This is a genomic window from Micromonospora sp. NPDC048842, from assembly GCF_040649935.1.
GTDB classification, from domain to species: domain Bacteria; phylum Actinomycetota; class Actinomycetes; order Mycobacteriales; family Micromonosporaceae; genus Micromonospora; species Micromonospora hortensis.
Genome location: NZ_JBEZGK010000004.1, coordinates 1 through 15051 on the forward strand (window position 1 = coordinate 1; position 15051 = coordinate 15051).

Here is a 15051-nt window from a genome sequence, read left to right on the forward strand (position 1 = left end):
CAGGACGACCTCGACGCCGTCGCCCGCGAACTCAACGGACGACCACGCCAAACCCTCGACTGGCAGAATCCAGCCGAGGTACTCCACAAACACCTGGTCGCAACAGCCGCTTGAAACCGCCGGTGCACGATGCCACTACATCCAGGACCGAGCACGATCATGCGGGGAGTGCGCGCTCCTCGGTGGGATGCTTCTGCGGGTCGAGGCACCCTGCGGAGGGCGGGCAGCGGTCCGGGCACCCTGCGGAGGGCGGGCAGCGGTAGAGGGCGCGCGGATACGACGGAGGTCGCCGGGTGCTGTGCCCGGCGACCGCTCGTCGCGGCGTACGGCCCGCCTCAGCGGCGGGACCGGCTCAGCGGTGCCCCTCCGGGCGCTGCCGCCACCTGTCCTCCATGCGGTCCAGGATTGACGACCGGCGACCGGATCGGCCACCGCGGGGACGACGACGACTCGTCGTGCCGCCCACCACGTGCAGGTCGGGTGACTGAGCCCGCCGGTGCGACTGCACCGCGAACGCGGCCGACGCCAGCATGACGACGAAGCCCGCCACCGCCAGTGGTGGAGTCTTGATCACCGCGCCATAGACCAGTAGAGCCAAGCCAGCGATGATGACGCCGGCGGCGACGAGCAGGCGACGCCGCGCATGGAAGCGCGGATCGCTGGCGCGCACGGCCGAGGCGAATTTGGGGTCCTCGGCAAGCGACCGCTCGATCTGCTCGAACAGCCGCTGCTCGTGCTCCGAGAGCGGCACGGCACTCCTCCCCGGTCACGTTGGTCGGGCCCACTCGGGCCGACAGACCGTGGCAGCCAACCGGCTGCTTACCCGCAAGTCTACGAGGGGGGTCGCGCGTCGGAAAGCGGGACGACCTATGGGCGGGGTGGATTTTCGTTTCGACGGGGATCACGGTCGCCCATCAGACTGGCCGGACCTATGACGGACCGCCCGAAACGGGCAGCGGCGGCGTCCGCGGCAGCTTCCGCTTCGCGCCAGCCACGCTCGGGCGCGCCGAGGGTGAGTTGCCGCGGAGCGCCCTGCGCCGGAGCGAGCCCTTCCACCCGGACACCGACGAGTCGGATCCGCTCGCCCGGGTCCAACGCGGTGTAGAGCGCCCAGACCGTGTCGAACATCTCGCGGGCGGTGTCGGTGGGAACGTCGAGGGTGCGAGATCGGCTGACGGTGCGGAAGTCGGCCAGCCGGACCTTGAGTGAGACGGTGCGCCCGACCTGCCCGGAGCCGCGCAACCGGACACCGACCTTCGCGCTGAGCGCGAGCAACGCACGGCGGATCTCCAACGGGTCGGCCACGTCGACGTCGAAGGTCACCTCGGCGCCTATCGACTTGTCGACGTGTTCGGGGCTGACCCCGCGCGGGTCGCGACCCCAGGCCAACTCGTGCAGGTGGGATGCCGAGGCGGCACCGACGGCTCGGCGGAGCATGCCCACCGGCGCCTCGGCGAGGTCGCCGACGGTGGTCAGGCCGAGCCGGCGTAGCGCCTCGGCAGCGCGCTCCCCCACCCCCCACAGGGCGTCCACCGGCAGCGGGTGCAGGAAATCGAGCACCTGCCCCGGGGGCACCACCAGCAGGCCGTCCGGCTTGGCCCGGGTGGAGCCCAGCTTGGCCACGAACTTGGTCGGCGCCACCCCGACCGAGCAGGTCAGCGCCTGCTCGTCGGTGACCCGGCGACGGATCAGTCGGGCGATGGTGGCCGGTGAGCCGAAGAGCCGACGGGCGCCGGTCACGTCGAGGAACGCCTCGTCGAGGGAGAGCGGCTCGACCAGCGGCGTGACGTCCCGGAAGATCTGCATGACGGCCCGGGAGGCGGCAGTGTAGGCGGAGAAGTCCGGTGGCAGGTAGACCGCATGGGGACAGCGGGCCCGTGCCTGACTGGTCGGCATCGCGCTGCGGACGCCGTACCGGCGGGCCTCGTAGCTGGCCGAGCTGACCACCCCGCGCGGGCCGACACCGCCGACGACCACCGGCCGGCCGCGCAGCTCTGGGCGGCGGCGCACCTCGACGGCGGCGAAGAAGGCGTCCATGTCGACGTGCAGGATCGGGCTGGCGGAGTCGTCGGCGTCCGGCCCGAAGCGCGGATCGTCGCCCCGGGGCAACGACTGGCTGCGGCCCATCCCGGCAGGTTAACCCGGGGGTACGACACCACCATCGGCCAGCGGGCCGAACCGTCCCCGGGTCAGCCCCGCACGACCAGCAGCGGCACTGTCAGCTCCATGGCGGTGTCCGACCCGTGGTAGGCCACCAACTTCGACGCCATCGGCCGCTCGGTGCGACTGGCCATGACCGCGTACGTGTCGTTGCAGATCGCCACCACGTCGCCGATCCGGCCCAGGTGCTCCTCGGGCACCGGCCCGAACCAGCCGGTGGCCACCACCTCGTCGCGGGTGCGTACCCGGGCCGTGGCGCCCAGCACCTCCGACCAGGCGGCCCGCACGTCGTTGACGGCGCCCGGCTCGACGTGCAGGTAACGCACCCGGGCCTCGCCGGCCACCAGCCGCACCCCGGCGCGCAGTCGCGGATCGGTGTCCAGGTCGAAGCGGTGCGCGGCAGGGATGTCGAGCTGCCCGTGGTCGGCGGTCACCAGCAGCGCCGCGTCCGGCGGCAGCCCGTCGACCAGTCGGGCGACCAGGGCGTCCACCTCGGTGGCGGCGACCCGCCAGGGTGCCGAGTCGACACCGCTGACGTGGCCGTGCCGGTCCAGGTCGGCGTGGTAGCCGGAGACCAGTGTGGGCCCGGCCCCGGCGGACAGCGCGGCCAGCATGGCCGTGGCCACCGCGTCCCCGCCGGCGGCGCCCCGGAAGTCGCCACCCCGGTTGGCGGCCACTGTCAACCCGCTGCCGCCGAACTCCGGCCGACTCACCACGCTCGTCGTCACCCCGGCCGCGCGGGCCCGTTCCAACTGGGTGGGCACCGGCTGCCAGCGCAGCGGCGACGGATCGGCGGCCCAGTCGGTGTGGGTGAGCACCCGATCGGTGCCGGGAACCCGCACTGTGAAGCCGAGCACCCCGTGCGCGCCCGGCGCGACACCGGTGCCCAGCGACACCAGGCTGGTCGGGGTGGTGGACGGGAAACCGGCGATGAGCGGCCGGGCCACCGTCGCGGCGAGCCCGGCGATGGTCGGCGCGTACGGCGCCGCGGTCGGCAGCTGGTACCAGCCGAGCCCGTCGACGAGCAGCACGGCGATCCGGCGTACCCCGGCCAGCGCGGGCCGGAGCCCGAGCGGGTCGGCCGAGCCGGGCACCCCGAGCACGGCCAGCGCGCTGGGCAGCACGTCGGCGAGACGGCCGCCGCCGTGGCCCGGCCCGAGGATCTCCAGCGGCGCCGGCCAGCCACCGGCCTCGGCGATCATGCCGGCCGGCGGGCGAACAGGTGCAGTTGGGCGGCCAGGTCCCGGTATGGCGGTTGGGCGGCCAGCGCACGTTCCAACTCGACCACGGCGGCGGACTGCCCGTCGGCGACTGCGGCCGGCAGCAGGTCGGCCAGCACGCGTACCCCGTGGATCTCCTCGACCACCAGCCCGGCGGCGCCGAGCAGCGCGGCGGCGCCGGGGGCGTCGTAGCGTCGGCGCAGCGTGTCGCGCGGGCCCGCGGTGCCGGCCGGATCGGCGGCCAGGGTGGTGGCGACGTCGAGGTGCCCGTTCATCGCGCGCCCCAGCACGGCGGCGGCCCGGCCGGCCACCAGCACACTGGCCGCGCCACCCGGGCGCAGCGCGGTGGCCAGCGCGGTCACCACCGGCGTCGGGTCGTCGACCACCTCCAGGACGGCGTGGCAGAGCACCAGGTCGACGCCGGCCGGCTCGACCAGCCCGGCGAGGGCGTCACCGTCGCCCTGCACAGCGGCGATCCGGTCGGCCACCCCGGCCTCCGCGGCGCGGCGGGTGAGCGCGGCGAGCGCGTCGGGACTGGCGTCGACGACTGTGACCCGGTGCCCGGCGCGGGCCAGCGGAACGGCGAAACCGCCGGTGCCGCCGCCCACGTCCAGCACTGTGAGCTCGGCGTCGCCGCGCCGGTCCAGCTCGGCGCGAAGCACCGACCAGATCACGGCGGTGCGGGGTGTCAGCGGCGGCTCGGCGAACCGGCCTCGGGTCTGCTCCACCCGGCCGAGCCTAGTCACCCGGCCCGGTGGTGGTGCGGGCGTGTGGCGGGGGGCGCCCACCACACGCCCGATCGGTGCGTGGTCGGCGGTCGGTCAGGCCTCGGTGCCCTCGGCCTCGTCCTCCGCCCGGGACCGGCGCTCGTTGGCCACCGGACCGTTCGTCACCTCGTACTCGCGGGGGTCGGCGAGGTGCGACGGCACCCAGCCGGTGCCCAGTCGGGTCCGCCGGGCGTTGGCGATTCCACCGGTGTACGCGTGATTTCCCGTCACTGTCGTTCCCCCTCACGAATCACGGGCCGCTCTGCCCGCTCGGGACGAGTCTCCCGCTCGACGGCTCGGGAAACCGTAATGTGGATCACTGAATCAGCGGAAGTCGCGGGATGCGGGGCTCACCGGTGGCTCGATGGCGTCCAGCCGGTCGGCGACCATGTTGGTCACCCCCTCGTGCCGCTGCAACAGCCCCCGGACCACCAGCGCGGCGCTGGTCCGCGCCACCCTCCGGTAGCGCTGCCACAGCCCCGGCGAACAGGTGACGTTGAGCATTCCCGTCTCGTCCTCCAGGTTGAGGAAGGTGACCCCGCCCGCGGTCGCCGGACGTTGCCGGTGGGTGACGATGCCACCCACCCGGATCCGCTGCCCCGGCTCCACCCGGCCGAGCCGGGCGATCGGCACCGCGCCGAGCACGTCGAGCTGACCCCGGATGAAGCGGGCGGGGTGGCTCTCCGGCGACAACCCGGTGGCCCACACGTCGGCGACCAGCCGGTCCACCGCCTCCATCCCGGGCAGCGTGGGCGCCGCCGCGCCAGTCACGGTGCCGGGCAGCCGGCCCGGCCGGTCCTGGGCGGCCGCACCGGCGGCCCACAGCGCCTGCCGCCGGGTCAGCCCGAAACAGGCGAAGGCGTCCGCGGTGGCCAACGCCTCCAACTGCGCGGCGGTGAGACCGAGCCGCCGGGCCACATCCGGCATGTCCCGGTACGGCCCGTCGGCGACCCGTTCGGCCTCGATCCGTTCGGCCACGTCGGCACCGAGGGTCCGCACACCGGACAGGCCGAGCCGGACGGCGGGGCCGTCCAGCCCCCAGGCGTGCGGCGGCTCCCCCGGCCCGCTGCCCCACCGGGTCTCCGGGGTGGACTCCAGCACCGCCAGTGCCCCGCTGGCGTTGATGTCCGGACGACGGACCTCCACCCCGTGCCGGCGGGCGTCGTCGACAAGGGTCTGCGGCGAGTAGAAACCCATCGGCTGGGCGTTGAGCAGCGCGGCCAGGAACGGCGCGGGGTGGTAACGCTTGAGCCAGGAGCTGGCGTAGACCAGGTAGGCGAAGCTCATCGCGTGGCTCTCCGGGAAGCCGTAGCTGGCGAACGCGGTGAGTTTGCGGTAGACGTCGTCGGCCAGCTCACCGGTGATGCCCCGCTCGGCCATGCCGGCGTAGAGCCGGTCGGCGATCCGGGTCATCCGCTCGACCGACCGTTTGGCGCCCATCGCCCGGCGCAACTGGTCGGCCTCGGCCGCGTCGAAGCCGGCCAGGTCGATGGCGAGCTGCATCAGCTGCTCCTGGAACAACGGCACACCCAGGGTCTTCTCCAGGGCGTTGCGCATCAGCGGGTGCGCGAAGGTCACCGGCTCCTGGCCGTTCTTGCGGCGGATGAACGGGTGCACCGAACCGCCCTGGATCGGGCCGGGGCGGATCAGCGCCACCTCGACCACCAGGTCGTAGAACTCGCGGGGCTTGAGTCGGGGCAGGGTGGCCATCTGGGCCCGGCTCTCCACCTGGAACACCCCGACCGAGTCGGCCCGGCAGAGCATGTCGTAGACCTCCGGGTCGTCCAGGGTCATGTCGCCCAGGTCGAGCCGGGACCCGATCATGTCGTAGCCGTAGTGCAGGGCGGAGAGCATGCCCAGGCCGAGCAGGTCGAACTTGACCAGGCCCACCGCGGCGCAGTCGTCCTTGTCCCATTGCAGGACGCTGCGCCCGGGCATCCGCCCCCACTCCACCGGGCAGACCTCGATCACCGGCCGGTCGCAGATCACCATGCCGCCGGAGTGGATGCCCAGATGCCGCGGGAACGTCTGCAACTCGTTGGCGTACTCCACCACCTGCTCGGGGATGTTCTCGACATCGACAGTGGCGACCGAGCCCCACCTGTCGATCTGCTTGCTCCAGGCGTCCTGCTGCCCCGGGGAGTAGCCGAACGCCTTGGCCACGTCCCGCACTGCCGACCGGGGCCGGTAGGAGATGACGTTGGCGACCTGGGCGGCGTGCTCCCGGCCGTAACGGGTGTAGACGTGCTGGATCACCTCCTCCCGCCGGTCGGACTCGATGTCCACGTCGATGTCGGGTGGGCCGTCCCGTTCCGGGGCGAGGAACCGCTCGAAGAGCAGTTGGTGCCGGACCGCGTCCACATTGGTGATCCGCAACGCGTAGCAGACCGCCGAGTTGGCCGCCGAACCCCGACCCTGGCAGTAGATGTCCTGGTCACGGCAGAACGTGACGATGTCGTAGACCACCAGGAAGTAGCCGGGGAAACCCAGCTCCTCGATCATGTTCAGTTCGTGGTCGAGTTGCGCGTACGCCGTCGGGTGCGCCTGCGGCGGCCCGTAGCGCTCGTGCGCCCCGTCGGCTGTCAGCTTCCGCAGCCAGCTCATCTCGGTGTGCCCCGGCGGCACCGGGTACGCCGGTAGCTGCGGCGCGACGAGCTGGAGGTCGAAGGCCAACTCGGCGCCGAACTCGGCGGCCCGTGCCACAGCACCCGGGTACGCGGCGAACCGGGCCGCCATCTCCGCGCCGCTGCGCAGGTGGGCGGTGGCCGCCGCGGGCAACCAGCCGTCGATCTCGTCCAGGCTGCGTCGGGCCCGGACCGCGGCGACGGTGGTGGCCAACCGACGCCGGCCAGGGCTGGCGTAGTGCACGTTGTTGCTGGCCACCGTCGGCAACCCGGCCGCGGCGGCCAACTCGGCGAGCGCGTCGTTACGGTCGGCGTCGATGGGATGGCCGTGGTCGGTCAGCTCCACGGCCACCGTCTCCGCGCCGAAGAGCGCTGTCAGCCGGTCCAACTCGCGGGCCGCCGCGTCCACCCCCTCGGTGAGCAGCGCCCCCGGCACGTGCCCCTTGCGGCAGCCGGTCAGCACCAGCACATGGTCACGCAGCTCGGCGGCGACCTCCTCCAGGTCCCCGTAATCCGGGCGACCCTTCTCCCCGCCACGCAGCTGGGCGCGGGCGATGGTGGTGGCCAGCCGGGCGTACCCCTCGTGGCCGTGCGCGAGCACCAGCAGGTGCGCGCCGTGCGGGTCGGGCTCGCCGTTCTGCGGGCCGGGCAGGCCGAGGGACAGCTCCGCGCCGAAGATGGTCGGCAGGCCCAGCGTACGAGCCGCCTCGGCGAAGCGGACCACCCCGTAGAAGCCGTCGTGGTCGGTGACGGCGAGCGCGGTGAGCCCCAGCCGGGCCGCCTCCTCGGCCAGCTCCTCCGGGTGGCTGGCGCCGTCGAGGAAGCTGAAGTTGGTGTGCGCGTGCAGCTCCGCGTAGGGCACCACGCCGTCGGGGCGGGTCAGCTCCGGTGGCTGGTACTGCTCGCGGCGGCGGCTCCAGGCCGGAGAGTCGCCGCCATCGGCGTCCACGGCGAGCGGGTCCACCACGTGCAGGTGCCGCTCCTCGCGCGACCGACCGCCGCCCGGACGGCCGGAGCCGCTGGCCCGCCCGGAGAGCACCCGCTCCAGCTCCGACCAGGGCATCTTCGGGTTGTGGAAGCTCATCGAGCATCCACCTGCGACCTGGAGAACACCAGCTCAGTCATAGATCGCCTCCACCAACCACTGCCCGGCCTCGACGGCCAGCAGCAGGGCGGCACCGTCGGCCAGGCTGACCTGGAACCGGGCCCGGCGGCGGGCCTCGACCGGCGCCCACCACCGCTCGTCCACCGGCCACGGGCCGGCCCAGCCCACGATCTCCGCCGGCTGGCCGGTGCCGACCACCAGCCGAGCCGGTGGGGCGCTCACCGCCAACCGCGCGCTGATCACCACCGGCTCACCGGCGGCGTCGTGCACCGTCGCCGTGAGCGGACTGGGCAGCACCACCGCCGGCGCGGGCGCCGGCAGCCGGCCCGGCCACGGCGGAGCCCCGCCTCCACCCCGGCCGGTGGCCGGGGCGGCGCCGGCATCGGCCGGCGGGCCAGGGCGGGCGGGAACGCGTTCGTCGCCCCACGGCACCAGTCGCACCTGGTCGGCCGGGGAGCGCCCACCACCGAGCACAGCGGTGACCACCGCTTCCGGGCCGAGGATGCCCTGCACCCGGCTCAACGCCCGGTGCGCGCGTTCCCGCTCCTCGCCGGTCTCCCCCCAGAGGCCGGCCTGCAGACCGGCCTGGGCGATCACCCCATCCGGGATCAGTCGCAGCCGGATGATGCCGGCCGTCGGTCGGGCCGGCCGGGCACCGGCGCGGCCGTTGCTGCCGGAGAGCCACCCGTCGAGCTGCCAGCGCACCCGGTCGGCGATGGCCGCGGCGGTGAGCAGGCCATCGTGCCGCCACACCCGGTGCAGCTCCTGCCCGTGCTCGGTGACCGCCTCGATGCCGAGCCGGGTGCAGGCCAGCCCGTGCCCGGCCAGCCGTTCGTGCAGCCGCTCGGCCAGCGCCCGGGCCACGAACGCCGCCGCGTCGACCCGGTCGATCGGCTCGTCGTGCTCCGCGGTCACCGTCAGGTCGGCCGGCGGCTGCCGGACGGCGAGTGGGCGGTGGTCCCGCCCAGCGGCCAGCCGGTGGGCCAGCGCACCGTCGAACCCGAACCTGGCCAGCACGTCGCCGGCCGGCAGTGCGGCGAAGTCGCCGAGGGTGCGTACCCCCAGTCGGCGCAGCAGGTCGGCCAGCGCCGACCGGCCGAGCGCCTCGACCGGCAACCCGGCCAGGAACTCCGGTGTCCCACCCGGTGCCACCACTCGGCCGGCGCGAGCGGCCAACCCGGCCGCGAACACCCCGTCGGCGATGCCGACCTGGCTCTCCACCAGGCACGACTGCGCCACGTGCTCGATGATCCGCTCAGCGGCCGCCTCCTCGCCGCCGAGGTAACGGCCCGGCCCCCGGGCGGCCACCGCGCAGGCTCCCGGACGGACCACCTCGACGCCGGCGACCAGTTCCTCCACCGCGGCGACCACCGGCTCGAACGCCCGGGCGTCCCGGCCGGGGTCGTACTCCACGACTGTGAGCTGCGGACAGCGCCCCTGCGCCTCCCGCTTGCGCAGCCCTCGACGCACCCCCTCGGCGCGGGCCCGCTCGGAGCAGGCGACCACCCGATTGGCGTGCAGCACGGCGACCGGGCCGGTCGCCGGCACCCCGTCGACGATCTCGGCGGCGAGCACCGGCCAATCCGGGCACCACAGCAGCAGCGTGCGTGCCGGCGCGCCGGTCACCCCCGACCGACCAGCGCGAGTGGCGCGGCCGATCGGCCCGCGGGCGACGGCAGCGTACGAGGGATCACCCGGGTCAGCTCGTCACCCGGGAGCCAGACCTTGATCTCCTTGGGCCGGGCGGCCGCCCCGCGCCCGCGCGCCGAGACGGTGATCTCCCGGCGGCGCAGCCGCCCCCGGCCCAGCCCGAGACCCTCCCAGACTCCCCTGACCACCTGCAGCGTCACGTCCGCGCCGTCCCACCGGCCGTACGGGACGAGCACGCTGCCGCGCTGCCGGGCCCGGGCGGCCAACCGGGTGGCGACCGAGGCGGAGACCGAGGCCGGCACGGTGGTGACCACGACGTCCACCCCGTCGATCAGCGCGGCGACCACTGTGGCCCACTCGGGGCCGGGGTTCGGCACCAGGGCCAGCCGGTCCAGGGCGATGCCCAGCTCAGCCGCCGCGCCCGCGCCGAACGTCGGCACCCCGACCACGGCGCACCACGAGCCGGCCCGGGACGCCTCGGCAAGCAGTGCCAGCATCAGCGAGGTGCCACCGCTGCGGCGGGGCTGACCGGCGGCGACAGCGATGGTGCTGCCCCGGCGCAGGCCCCGGTTGGGCAGCAGACCGGTCAGCTCGGGCACCACCGGTAGCACCCGGTGGCCACCGACCGGGTCGGGTGCACTCGCCGGGCGCACCAGATCGGCCAGCGCGGCGGAACCGACCACCATGCGGCCCGCCATTGGACCAACTCCCCCGTCGTTGCTGTGGATCAGATCAGGACCGGCACGCCGTGCCACCGGCCGCCCGGCTCCCCCCACGGGGCGGCCGGTGGCACGGCGGGATCAGGCGGCGAGGCCGTCCAGGGCCGGTTGGTGGGCCACGCCGAGCGCGGTTTCCACCACAGTGACGAACTGTTCGGCGGCGCGAAGCAGGTCGTCGGCCTCCCGGGCGCTGACCACCCGGGGAATGCCGGCCTCGGCGGCGGCGCGCTTGCTGGCCCCCGCGGCGAAAAACCGGGACCACTCGTCGAGCTCCGGAGCGACGGCGCAGAGGAGGACCCAGACGCTGGTGATCCGGTTGCGTCGACTCGGCGCGGGTCGGGCCCGGGCGGCGAGCAGAGCCGCCGCCGCGCGCAGGGCGGCCAGGTGGGCAGCCGCGTAGCGCAGACCGTCAGGTCGGGTCTGGCCGGCCTCGACCAGCCCACGGCGGGCCAACATGAGGAGTTGGGCGGGGGTGCGGTGCGGCAGCACGTGCGCCGGCACCGTCGGTGCCTGAGCCGGGTTGGTCGGCATGGATGTCTCTCCTCCACGTGGCCGAGACGTCACCGCGGCGGCTGCTGCTGCCGACGAGACGTCGAGGTCGGGGTGGTGCGGAGGAAGACGCACCGGGTGTGGCCGGCCGGGTGTGGATGCTTCCCCACACCACACCCGGCCGGCGGACCGGCGGGTGCGTCGCCCGCCGCCCGGGGGTCGTGGGCGGCGGGCAACGCTCCTGCCTGTTGGGACCAGGCTCGCGACTGCCCGGAAACCCAGGTGCGGCCCGCGGAGCCGCACAACCCGGAGGTGGCGCCGCGAAACGCCGCGCTCCGGCTGGTTGGAACGGGCGTTCGAGGCAATCGAACACTCGTTCTAACTGCTGCTGACAGTACACCTCCCCTCCGACGAAAATGCAACGTGTGACGCGCCGAGCGTGCCGGCCGACTGAACCGGCCACCAACGGACCGGGAAGAATGGCGGGATGCAGCCACACCCGAACGTACGGGCGGTGCAGGACGCGCTCACCGCCGCCGGCACCCTCGACGGCGCCGGTGAGCCCAGCATGGTCCGTCTGCTGCCCGACGCGGTGCACACCGCCTCGGCGGCCGCCGAGGCGCTCGACGTCGAGGTCGGCCAGATCGCCAACTCACTGATCTTCGACGCGGACGACGCGCCGCTGCTCGTCCTCACCTCCGGCGCACACCGGGTCGACACCGCCGGCCTGGCGGCATCGATCGGCGTCACCCGACTGCGCCGGGCCACCCCGGAGTTCGTCAGGGCCCACACCGGGCAGCCGATCGGCGGGGTCGCCCCACTCGGGCACCCGCACCCGCTGCGCACCCTGGTGGACACGGCGCTGGCGGCGTACCCGGAGATCTGGGCCGCTGGTGGCGTACCCCAGGCGGTCTTCCCGACCACCTACCCCGAGCTGTTGCGGGTCACCGCCGGCACCCCGGCCGAGGTGGCGTGAGCGAGCGAAGCGAGCGCACCAGCGGGCCCAGCGGCGACGCGTTCGCGCGAAGCGAGCAGACCAGCAGGCACAGCGGCGACGTCAGCGCGGCTCCGGAGCTGGTCACGCTGCACGTGTGGCGGACCTCGCACGGCGCGCTGCCCCGGGCGCTGACCCGGATGGCGGTGGACCCCCGCCGGCTGCGGGCCCTCCCCGGCGTTCGGTTCGGCAAGCTGCTGGGCACCGGGACCGGCACCGACTTCGGGCCACGGGACGCCGACCTGACCCGGTGGGCGGCGCTGACCGTCTGGGACTCTCCCGCCGCGGCGGCCGGCTTCGACGACTCACCGGTCGGGCGGGCCTGGGCGCGCATCGCCCACGCCCAGGCGCGCATCGACCTACGCCCGTTGACCAGCCGGGGCGAGTGGTCCGGCCAGCGGCCGTTCGGCGACCCGTCGGGCGGCCGGGTCACCGGCCCGGTGCTGGCACTGACCCGGGCCCGGCTGCGGGCCCGCCGGGCGGCCACCTTCTGGCGGGCGATCCCGCCGGTGGCCGCCGCCCTGCGCGACGCGCCCGGGCTGCTGGCCCGGTTCGGGGTCGGAGAGGCCCCGTTGGGTTGGCAGGGCACGGTGAGCGTGTGGCGCGACCCGACGGACCTGGTGGCGTTCGCGTACCGTCACCCGGAGCATCGGGCGGCGATCATGCGAACCCCCACCGCGGGCTGGTACGCCGAGGAGCTGTTCGCCCGGTTCGAGGTGCGCGACGTGGTCGGCGACCGGTCGGTGCTCGGATGGGTCGCCGACGGCGGCCCGGAAACGGTGAAGGGTGGACGGGCATGAGGTTGGTGCGCTGGACGCCGGACGATCTCGTCCGGCGGCTGGACGACGTGGTGGCCGTCTACGGCGAGGCGATGGGATACCGCACCGACCTGCTGGAGGCCCGGCGCGGTTACATCGCCACCCACGTCCGTCGGCCGGGTTTCCGGGCGGTCGCCAGCCTGACCAGCGAGGGGCACCTCGCCGGCTTCGGCTACGGCTACCTGGGCGCCTCCGGTCAGTGGTGGCACGACCAGGTGCACCGCGCGCTGGACGCCCCGACTCGCACGCGCTGGCTCACCCACTGCTTCGAGGTGGTCGAGCTGCACGTCCGGCCACCGGCGCAGGGGCACGGCCTGGGCACCGGTCAGCTGCGCGCGCTGCTCGGCATGGCGGAGGGCGACACAGTGCTGCTGTCCACCCCGGAGGCCGACGAGCAGACCTCGCGGGCGTGGCGGTTGTACCGACGGTTCGGCTTCGTCGACGTGCTGCGCGACTTCCACTTCCCCGGCGACGAGCGACCGTTCGGCGTACTCGGTCGGGATCTGCCGCTCGAGCCACCGGCGTCATGACCCGGCGGATCTCCTGGACGCTGCTCGCCGTCCTGGTGCTCGCCCAGATCTGCTACCCGCTCACCACCGGCGCCACCCGGGCCGGGCTCACAGTGGCCACCGTCGTCCTCGGTTGGCTGCTCTCGGTCGGCCACGCGCTGCTCAGCCGGGGCCCACGGGTGGCGGCGGCGCTGGTCGCGGTGGCGACCGGCGGCGGGTTCGCGATCGAGGCGATCGGGGTGGCCACGGGTGTGCCGTTCGGCAGCTACGACTACTCCGGAGAGCTGGGCCCCAAACTGGCCGGCGTGCCGCTGATCATTCCGCTGGCCTGGACCTGGATGGCCTGGCCGGCCTGGCTGGCAGCGGTCCGACTGACCGGCGGCACTGCCGCGACGGCCGGCGGCGGGTCGACGGTGGGGCGATGGGTGGGACGGATCGCGCTGGCCACCGTGGGGCTGGCCGCCTGGGACCTCTTCCTCGACCCGCAGATGGTGGCCGAGGGCTACTGGGTCTGGCGCGACGCCACCCCGGCCCTGCCCGGCCTGGCCGGCATCCCGGTCAGCAACTACCTGGGCTGGCTGCTCTTCGCGGTGCTGATGATGAGCGCGCTGCGCCCGCTGGCCGGGCCGGCCGCCGAACACACCGATCGGCGGGACCACCCGATGGTCGCGCTCTACCTGTGGACGTACTTCTCCAGCATCCTGGCCCACGCCGTCTTCCTCGACCTGCCCGCCTCGGCGCTCTGGGGCGCCGCCGGGATGTCGGTGACCGCCGTACCCCTGGCGGTGACAGTGCTCCGCGCCCGGCGCGACAGTCACCTCCGGCCGGCCGACCCCCAGCCACACCGCCCCGGCGTCGACGCGACCCGATGACCGTCCTGCTCGCCCTGCTCATCGCCGTCGCCGCGTTGACCGGGCACACCTGGCTCAACGCCACCCGGTGGCTGCGCCGACCCACCGACCGGCCCGACGACGTCGACGAGCAGGTCACCGTGCTGCTGCCGCTGCGCGACGAGGCCACCCGGGTCACACCCTGCCTGCGCGCCCTGCTGGCCCAGCACGGCGTGCCCGGGCTGCGCGTCGTGGTCCTCGACGACGGGTCCACCGACGGCACCGCCGACGTGGTCCGCGCGGTGGCCGGCGACGACCCCCGGGTCACGCTGCTCACCGGGGTCGCCCCACCGCCGGGCTGGCTGGGCAAGCCGCACGCCTGCTGGCAGCTGGCCACCCGGGCCGACCCGGACGCCACAGCGCTGGTCTTCGTCGACGCCGACGTGGTGCTCGCCCCGCACGCCGTGGCCGCTGCCGTCACCGAGTTGCGCGCCGCCCGGGCGACGCTGCTGTCGCCGTACCCCCGGATCGTGGCGGCGACGGCAGGCGATCGGTTGGTGCAGCCGCTGTTGCAGTGGCTCTGGCTGACCTTCCTGCCGCTGCGTGCGATGGAGCGCTCGTCGCGACCGTCGCTGGCCGCGGCGGGCGGGCAGTTCCTGGTGGTGGACCGGGCCGGCTACACCGCCGCCGGCGGGCACGCCGCGGTCGCCGACAAGATCCTGGAGGACGTCGAGCTGGCCCGAGCGGTCAAGCGGGCCGGTGGGCGGATCGCCCTGGCCGACGGCTCCCGGCTGGCTACCTGCCTGATGTACGACGACTGGCCGCAACTGCGCGACGGGTACTCGAAGTCGCTCTGGGCGTCGTTCGGGCACCCGGGCGCGGCGGCAGCCGTGGTGGCGGCGCTGCTACTGCTCTACACCGCACCGCCGCTGATCGCGCTGACGGGTGCGGCGGCCGGCGCACCGAGGGTGGCCGCAGTGGGCCTGGCCGCGTACGCGCTCGGGGTGGCCGGGCGGGTGCTCACCGCCCGCGCGACCGGTGGCCGGTGGTGGCCCGACGCGCTCGCACACCCCGTGTCGGTCGTGGTCCTCGGTTGGTTGACCCTGCGGTCGTACCATCTGCGAAAGCGACGCCGCCTGACCTGGCGGGGCCGCCCGGTCAGCTAG

At 74.5% G+C, this 15051-nt stretch carries 14 protein-coding genes and 1 pseudogene; 6 read left to right on the forward strand and 9 right to left on the reverse strand.

Annotated features, from left to right (window positions below; genetic code table 11):
- A pseudogene (locus AB0C19_RS07105) lies at positions 1–114 on the forward strand (IS30 family transposase); the annotation flags it as partial.
- A 238-nt stretch (positions 115–352) separates the two neighbouring features.
- On the opposite strand, the gene AB0C19_RS07110 reads toward AB0C19_RS07105, so the two are convergent.
- The 9 genes from AB0C19_RS07110 to AB0C19_RS07150 form a co-directional block, all read right to left on the reverse strand.
- Entirely contained in the window at positions 353–751 is a 399-nt protein-coding gene (locus AB0C19_RS07110) for a DUF3040 domain-containing protein (RefSeq protein ID WP_030334542.1), read from the reverse strand.
- A gap of 116 nt (positions 752–867) precedes the next feature.
- A complete protein-coding gene (locus AB0C19_RS07115; RefSeq protein WP_357180752.1) occupies positions 868–2127 on the reverse strand; it encodes a DNA polymerase IV in 1260 nt (419 codons plus the stop codon).
- Positions 2128–2189: 62 nt separating this feature from the next.
- Positions 2190–3362, reverse strand: coding sequence for a nucleotide pyrophosphatase/phosphodiesterase family protein (locus tag AB0C19_RS07120; RefSeq protein WP_357180756.1), 1173 nt, complete (start codon positions 3360–3362; stop codon positions 2190–2192).
- Positions 3359–4126, reverse strand: a complete 768-nt coding sequence (locus tag AB0C19_RS07125) for a methyltransferase domain-containing protein (RefSeq protein WP_124853937.1) — start codon at positions 4124–4126, stop codon at positions 3359–3361. Before AB0C19_RS07125 ends, AB0C19_RS07120 begins: the two co-directional genes overlap by 4 nt.
- 75 nt (positions 4127–4201) lie before the next feature.
- The gene (locus tag AB0C19_RS07130) at positions 4202–4378 is read right to left on the reverse strand and encodes a hypothetical protein (RefSeq protein ID WP_167492956.1); all 177 of its coding nucleotides are present in this window, start codon (positions 4376–4378) and stop codon (positions 4202–4204) included.
- Between the two features lie 93 nt (positions 4379–4471).
- Positions 4472–7855 carry an error-prone DNA polymerase gene (locus tag AB0C19_RS07135; protein ID WP_357180761.1) on the reverse strand — a complete coding sequence of 1128 codons (3384 nt, stop codon included), beginning with the start codon at positions 7853–7855 and terminating at the stop codon, positions 4472–4474.
- A 33-nt stretch (positions 7856–7888) separates the two neighbouring features.
- Positions 7889–9502 carry a DNA polymerase Y family protein gene (locus tag AB0C19_RS07140; protein WP_357180764.1) on the reverse strand — a complete coding sequence of 538 codons (1614 nt, stop codon included), beginning with the start codon at positions 9500–9502 and terminating at the stop codon, positions 7889–7891.
- Positions 9499–10224: a hypothetical protein gene (locus AB0C19_RS07145; RefSeq protein WP_357180767.1), complete on the reverse strand. Its 726-nt coding sequence runs from the start codon at positions 10222–10224 to the stop codon at positions 9499–9501. Before AB0C19_RS07145 ends, AB0C19_RS07140 begins: the two co-directional genes overlap by 4 nt.
- A 102-nt stretch (positions 10225–10326) precedes the next feature.
- Positions 10327–10776, reverse strand: a complete 450-nt coding sequence (locus tag AB0C19_RS07150) for an SAV_6107 family HEPN domain-containing protein (protein ID WP_124817692.1) — start codon at positions 10774–10776, stop codon at positions 10327–10329.
- Between the two features lie 445 nt (positions 10777–11221).
- Here AB0C19_RS07150 and AB0C19_RS07155 point away from each other — a divergent pair, with 445 nt between their 5' ends.
- The 5 genes from AB0C19_RS07155 to AB0C19_RS07175 all read left to right on the forward strand — a co-directional run bounded on the left by AB0C19_RS07155 (position 11222) and on the right by AB0C19_RS07175 (position 15051).
- On the forward strand, positions 11222–11710 hold the full coding sequence (locus AB0C19_RS07155) for a YbaK/EbsC family protein (RefSeq protein WP_357180770.1): 489 nt from the start codon (positions 11222–11224) through the stop codon (positions 11708–11710).
- A 98-nt stretch (positions 11711–11808) separates the two neighbouring features.
- On the forward strand, positions 11809–12528 hold the full coding sequence (locus tag AB0C19_RS07160; protein ID WP_357181593.1) for a monooxygenase: 720 nt from the start codon (positions 11809–11811) through the stop codon (positions 12526–12528).
- Entirely contained in the window at positions 12525–13076 is a 552-nt protein-coding gene (locus tag AB0C19_RS07165; RefSeq protein WP_124817698.1) for a GNAT family N-acetyltransferase, read from the forward strand. Before AB0C19_RS07160 ends, AB0C19_RS07165 begins: the two co-directional genes overlap by 4 nt.
- The gene (locus AB0C19_RS07170) at positions 13073–13927 is read left to right on the forward strand and encodes a carotenoid biosynthesis protein (protein ID WP_357180774.1); all 855 of its coding nucleotides are present in this window, start codon (positions 13073–13075) and stop codon (positions 13925–13927) included. The genes AB0C19_RS07165 and AB0C19_RS07170 overlap by 4 nt, the downstream gene beginning before the upstream one ends.
- Positions 13924–15051, forward strand: coding sequence for a glycosyltransferase (locus AB0C19_RS07175; protein WP_357180778.1), 1128 nt, complete (start codon positions 13924–13926; stop codon positions 15049–15051). Before AB0C19_RS07170 ends, AB0C19_RS07175 begins: the two co-directional genes overlap by 4 nt.

Excerpts from the sequence above, each read along its gene's own strand:
- AB0C19_RS07115 (WP_357180752.1), bottom strand. The coding sequence starts at position 2,127 with ATGGGCCGCAGCCAGTCGTTGCCCCGGGGCGACGATCCGCGCTTCGGG.
- AB0C19_RS07120 (WP_357180756.1), bottom strand. The coding sequence starts at position 3,362 with ATGATCGCCGAGGCCGGTGGCTGGCCGGCGCCGCTGGAGATCCTCGGG.
- AB0C19_RS07135 (WP_357180761.1), bottom strand. The coding sequence starts at position 7,855 with ATGAGCTTCCACAACCCGAAGATGCCCTGGTCGGAGCTGGAGCGGGTG.
- AB0C19_RS07145 (WP_357180767.1), bottom strand. The coding sequence starts at position 10,224 with ATGGCGGGCCGCATGGTGGTCGGTTCCGCCGCGCTGGCCGATCTGGTG.
- AB0C19_RS07150 (WP_124817692.1), bottom strand. The coding sequence starts at position 10,776 with ATGCCGACCAACCCGGCTCAGGCACCGACGGTGCCGGCGCACGTGCTG.
- AB0C19_RS07155 (WP_357180770.1), top strand. The coding sequence starts at position 11,222 with ATGCAGCCACACCCGAACGTACGGGCGGTGCAGGACGCGCTCACCGCC.
- AB0C19_RS07165 (WP_124817698.1), top strand. The coding sequence starts at position 12,525 with ATGAGGTTGGTGCGCTGGACGCCGGACGATCTCGTCCGGCGGCTGGAC.
- AB0C19_RS07170 (WP_357180774.1), top strand. The coding sequence starts at position 13,073 with ATGACCCGGCGGATCTCCTGGACGCTGCTCGCCGTCCTGGTGCTCGCC.
- AB0C19_RS07175 (WP_357180778.1), top strand. The coding sequence starts at position 13,924 with ATGACCGTCCTGCTCGCCCTGCTCATCGCCGTCGCCGCGTTGACCGGG.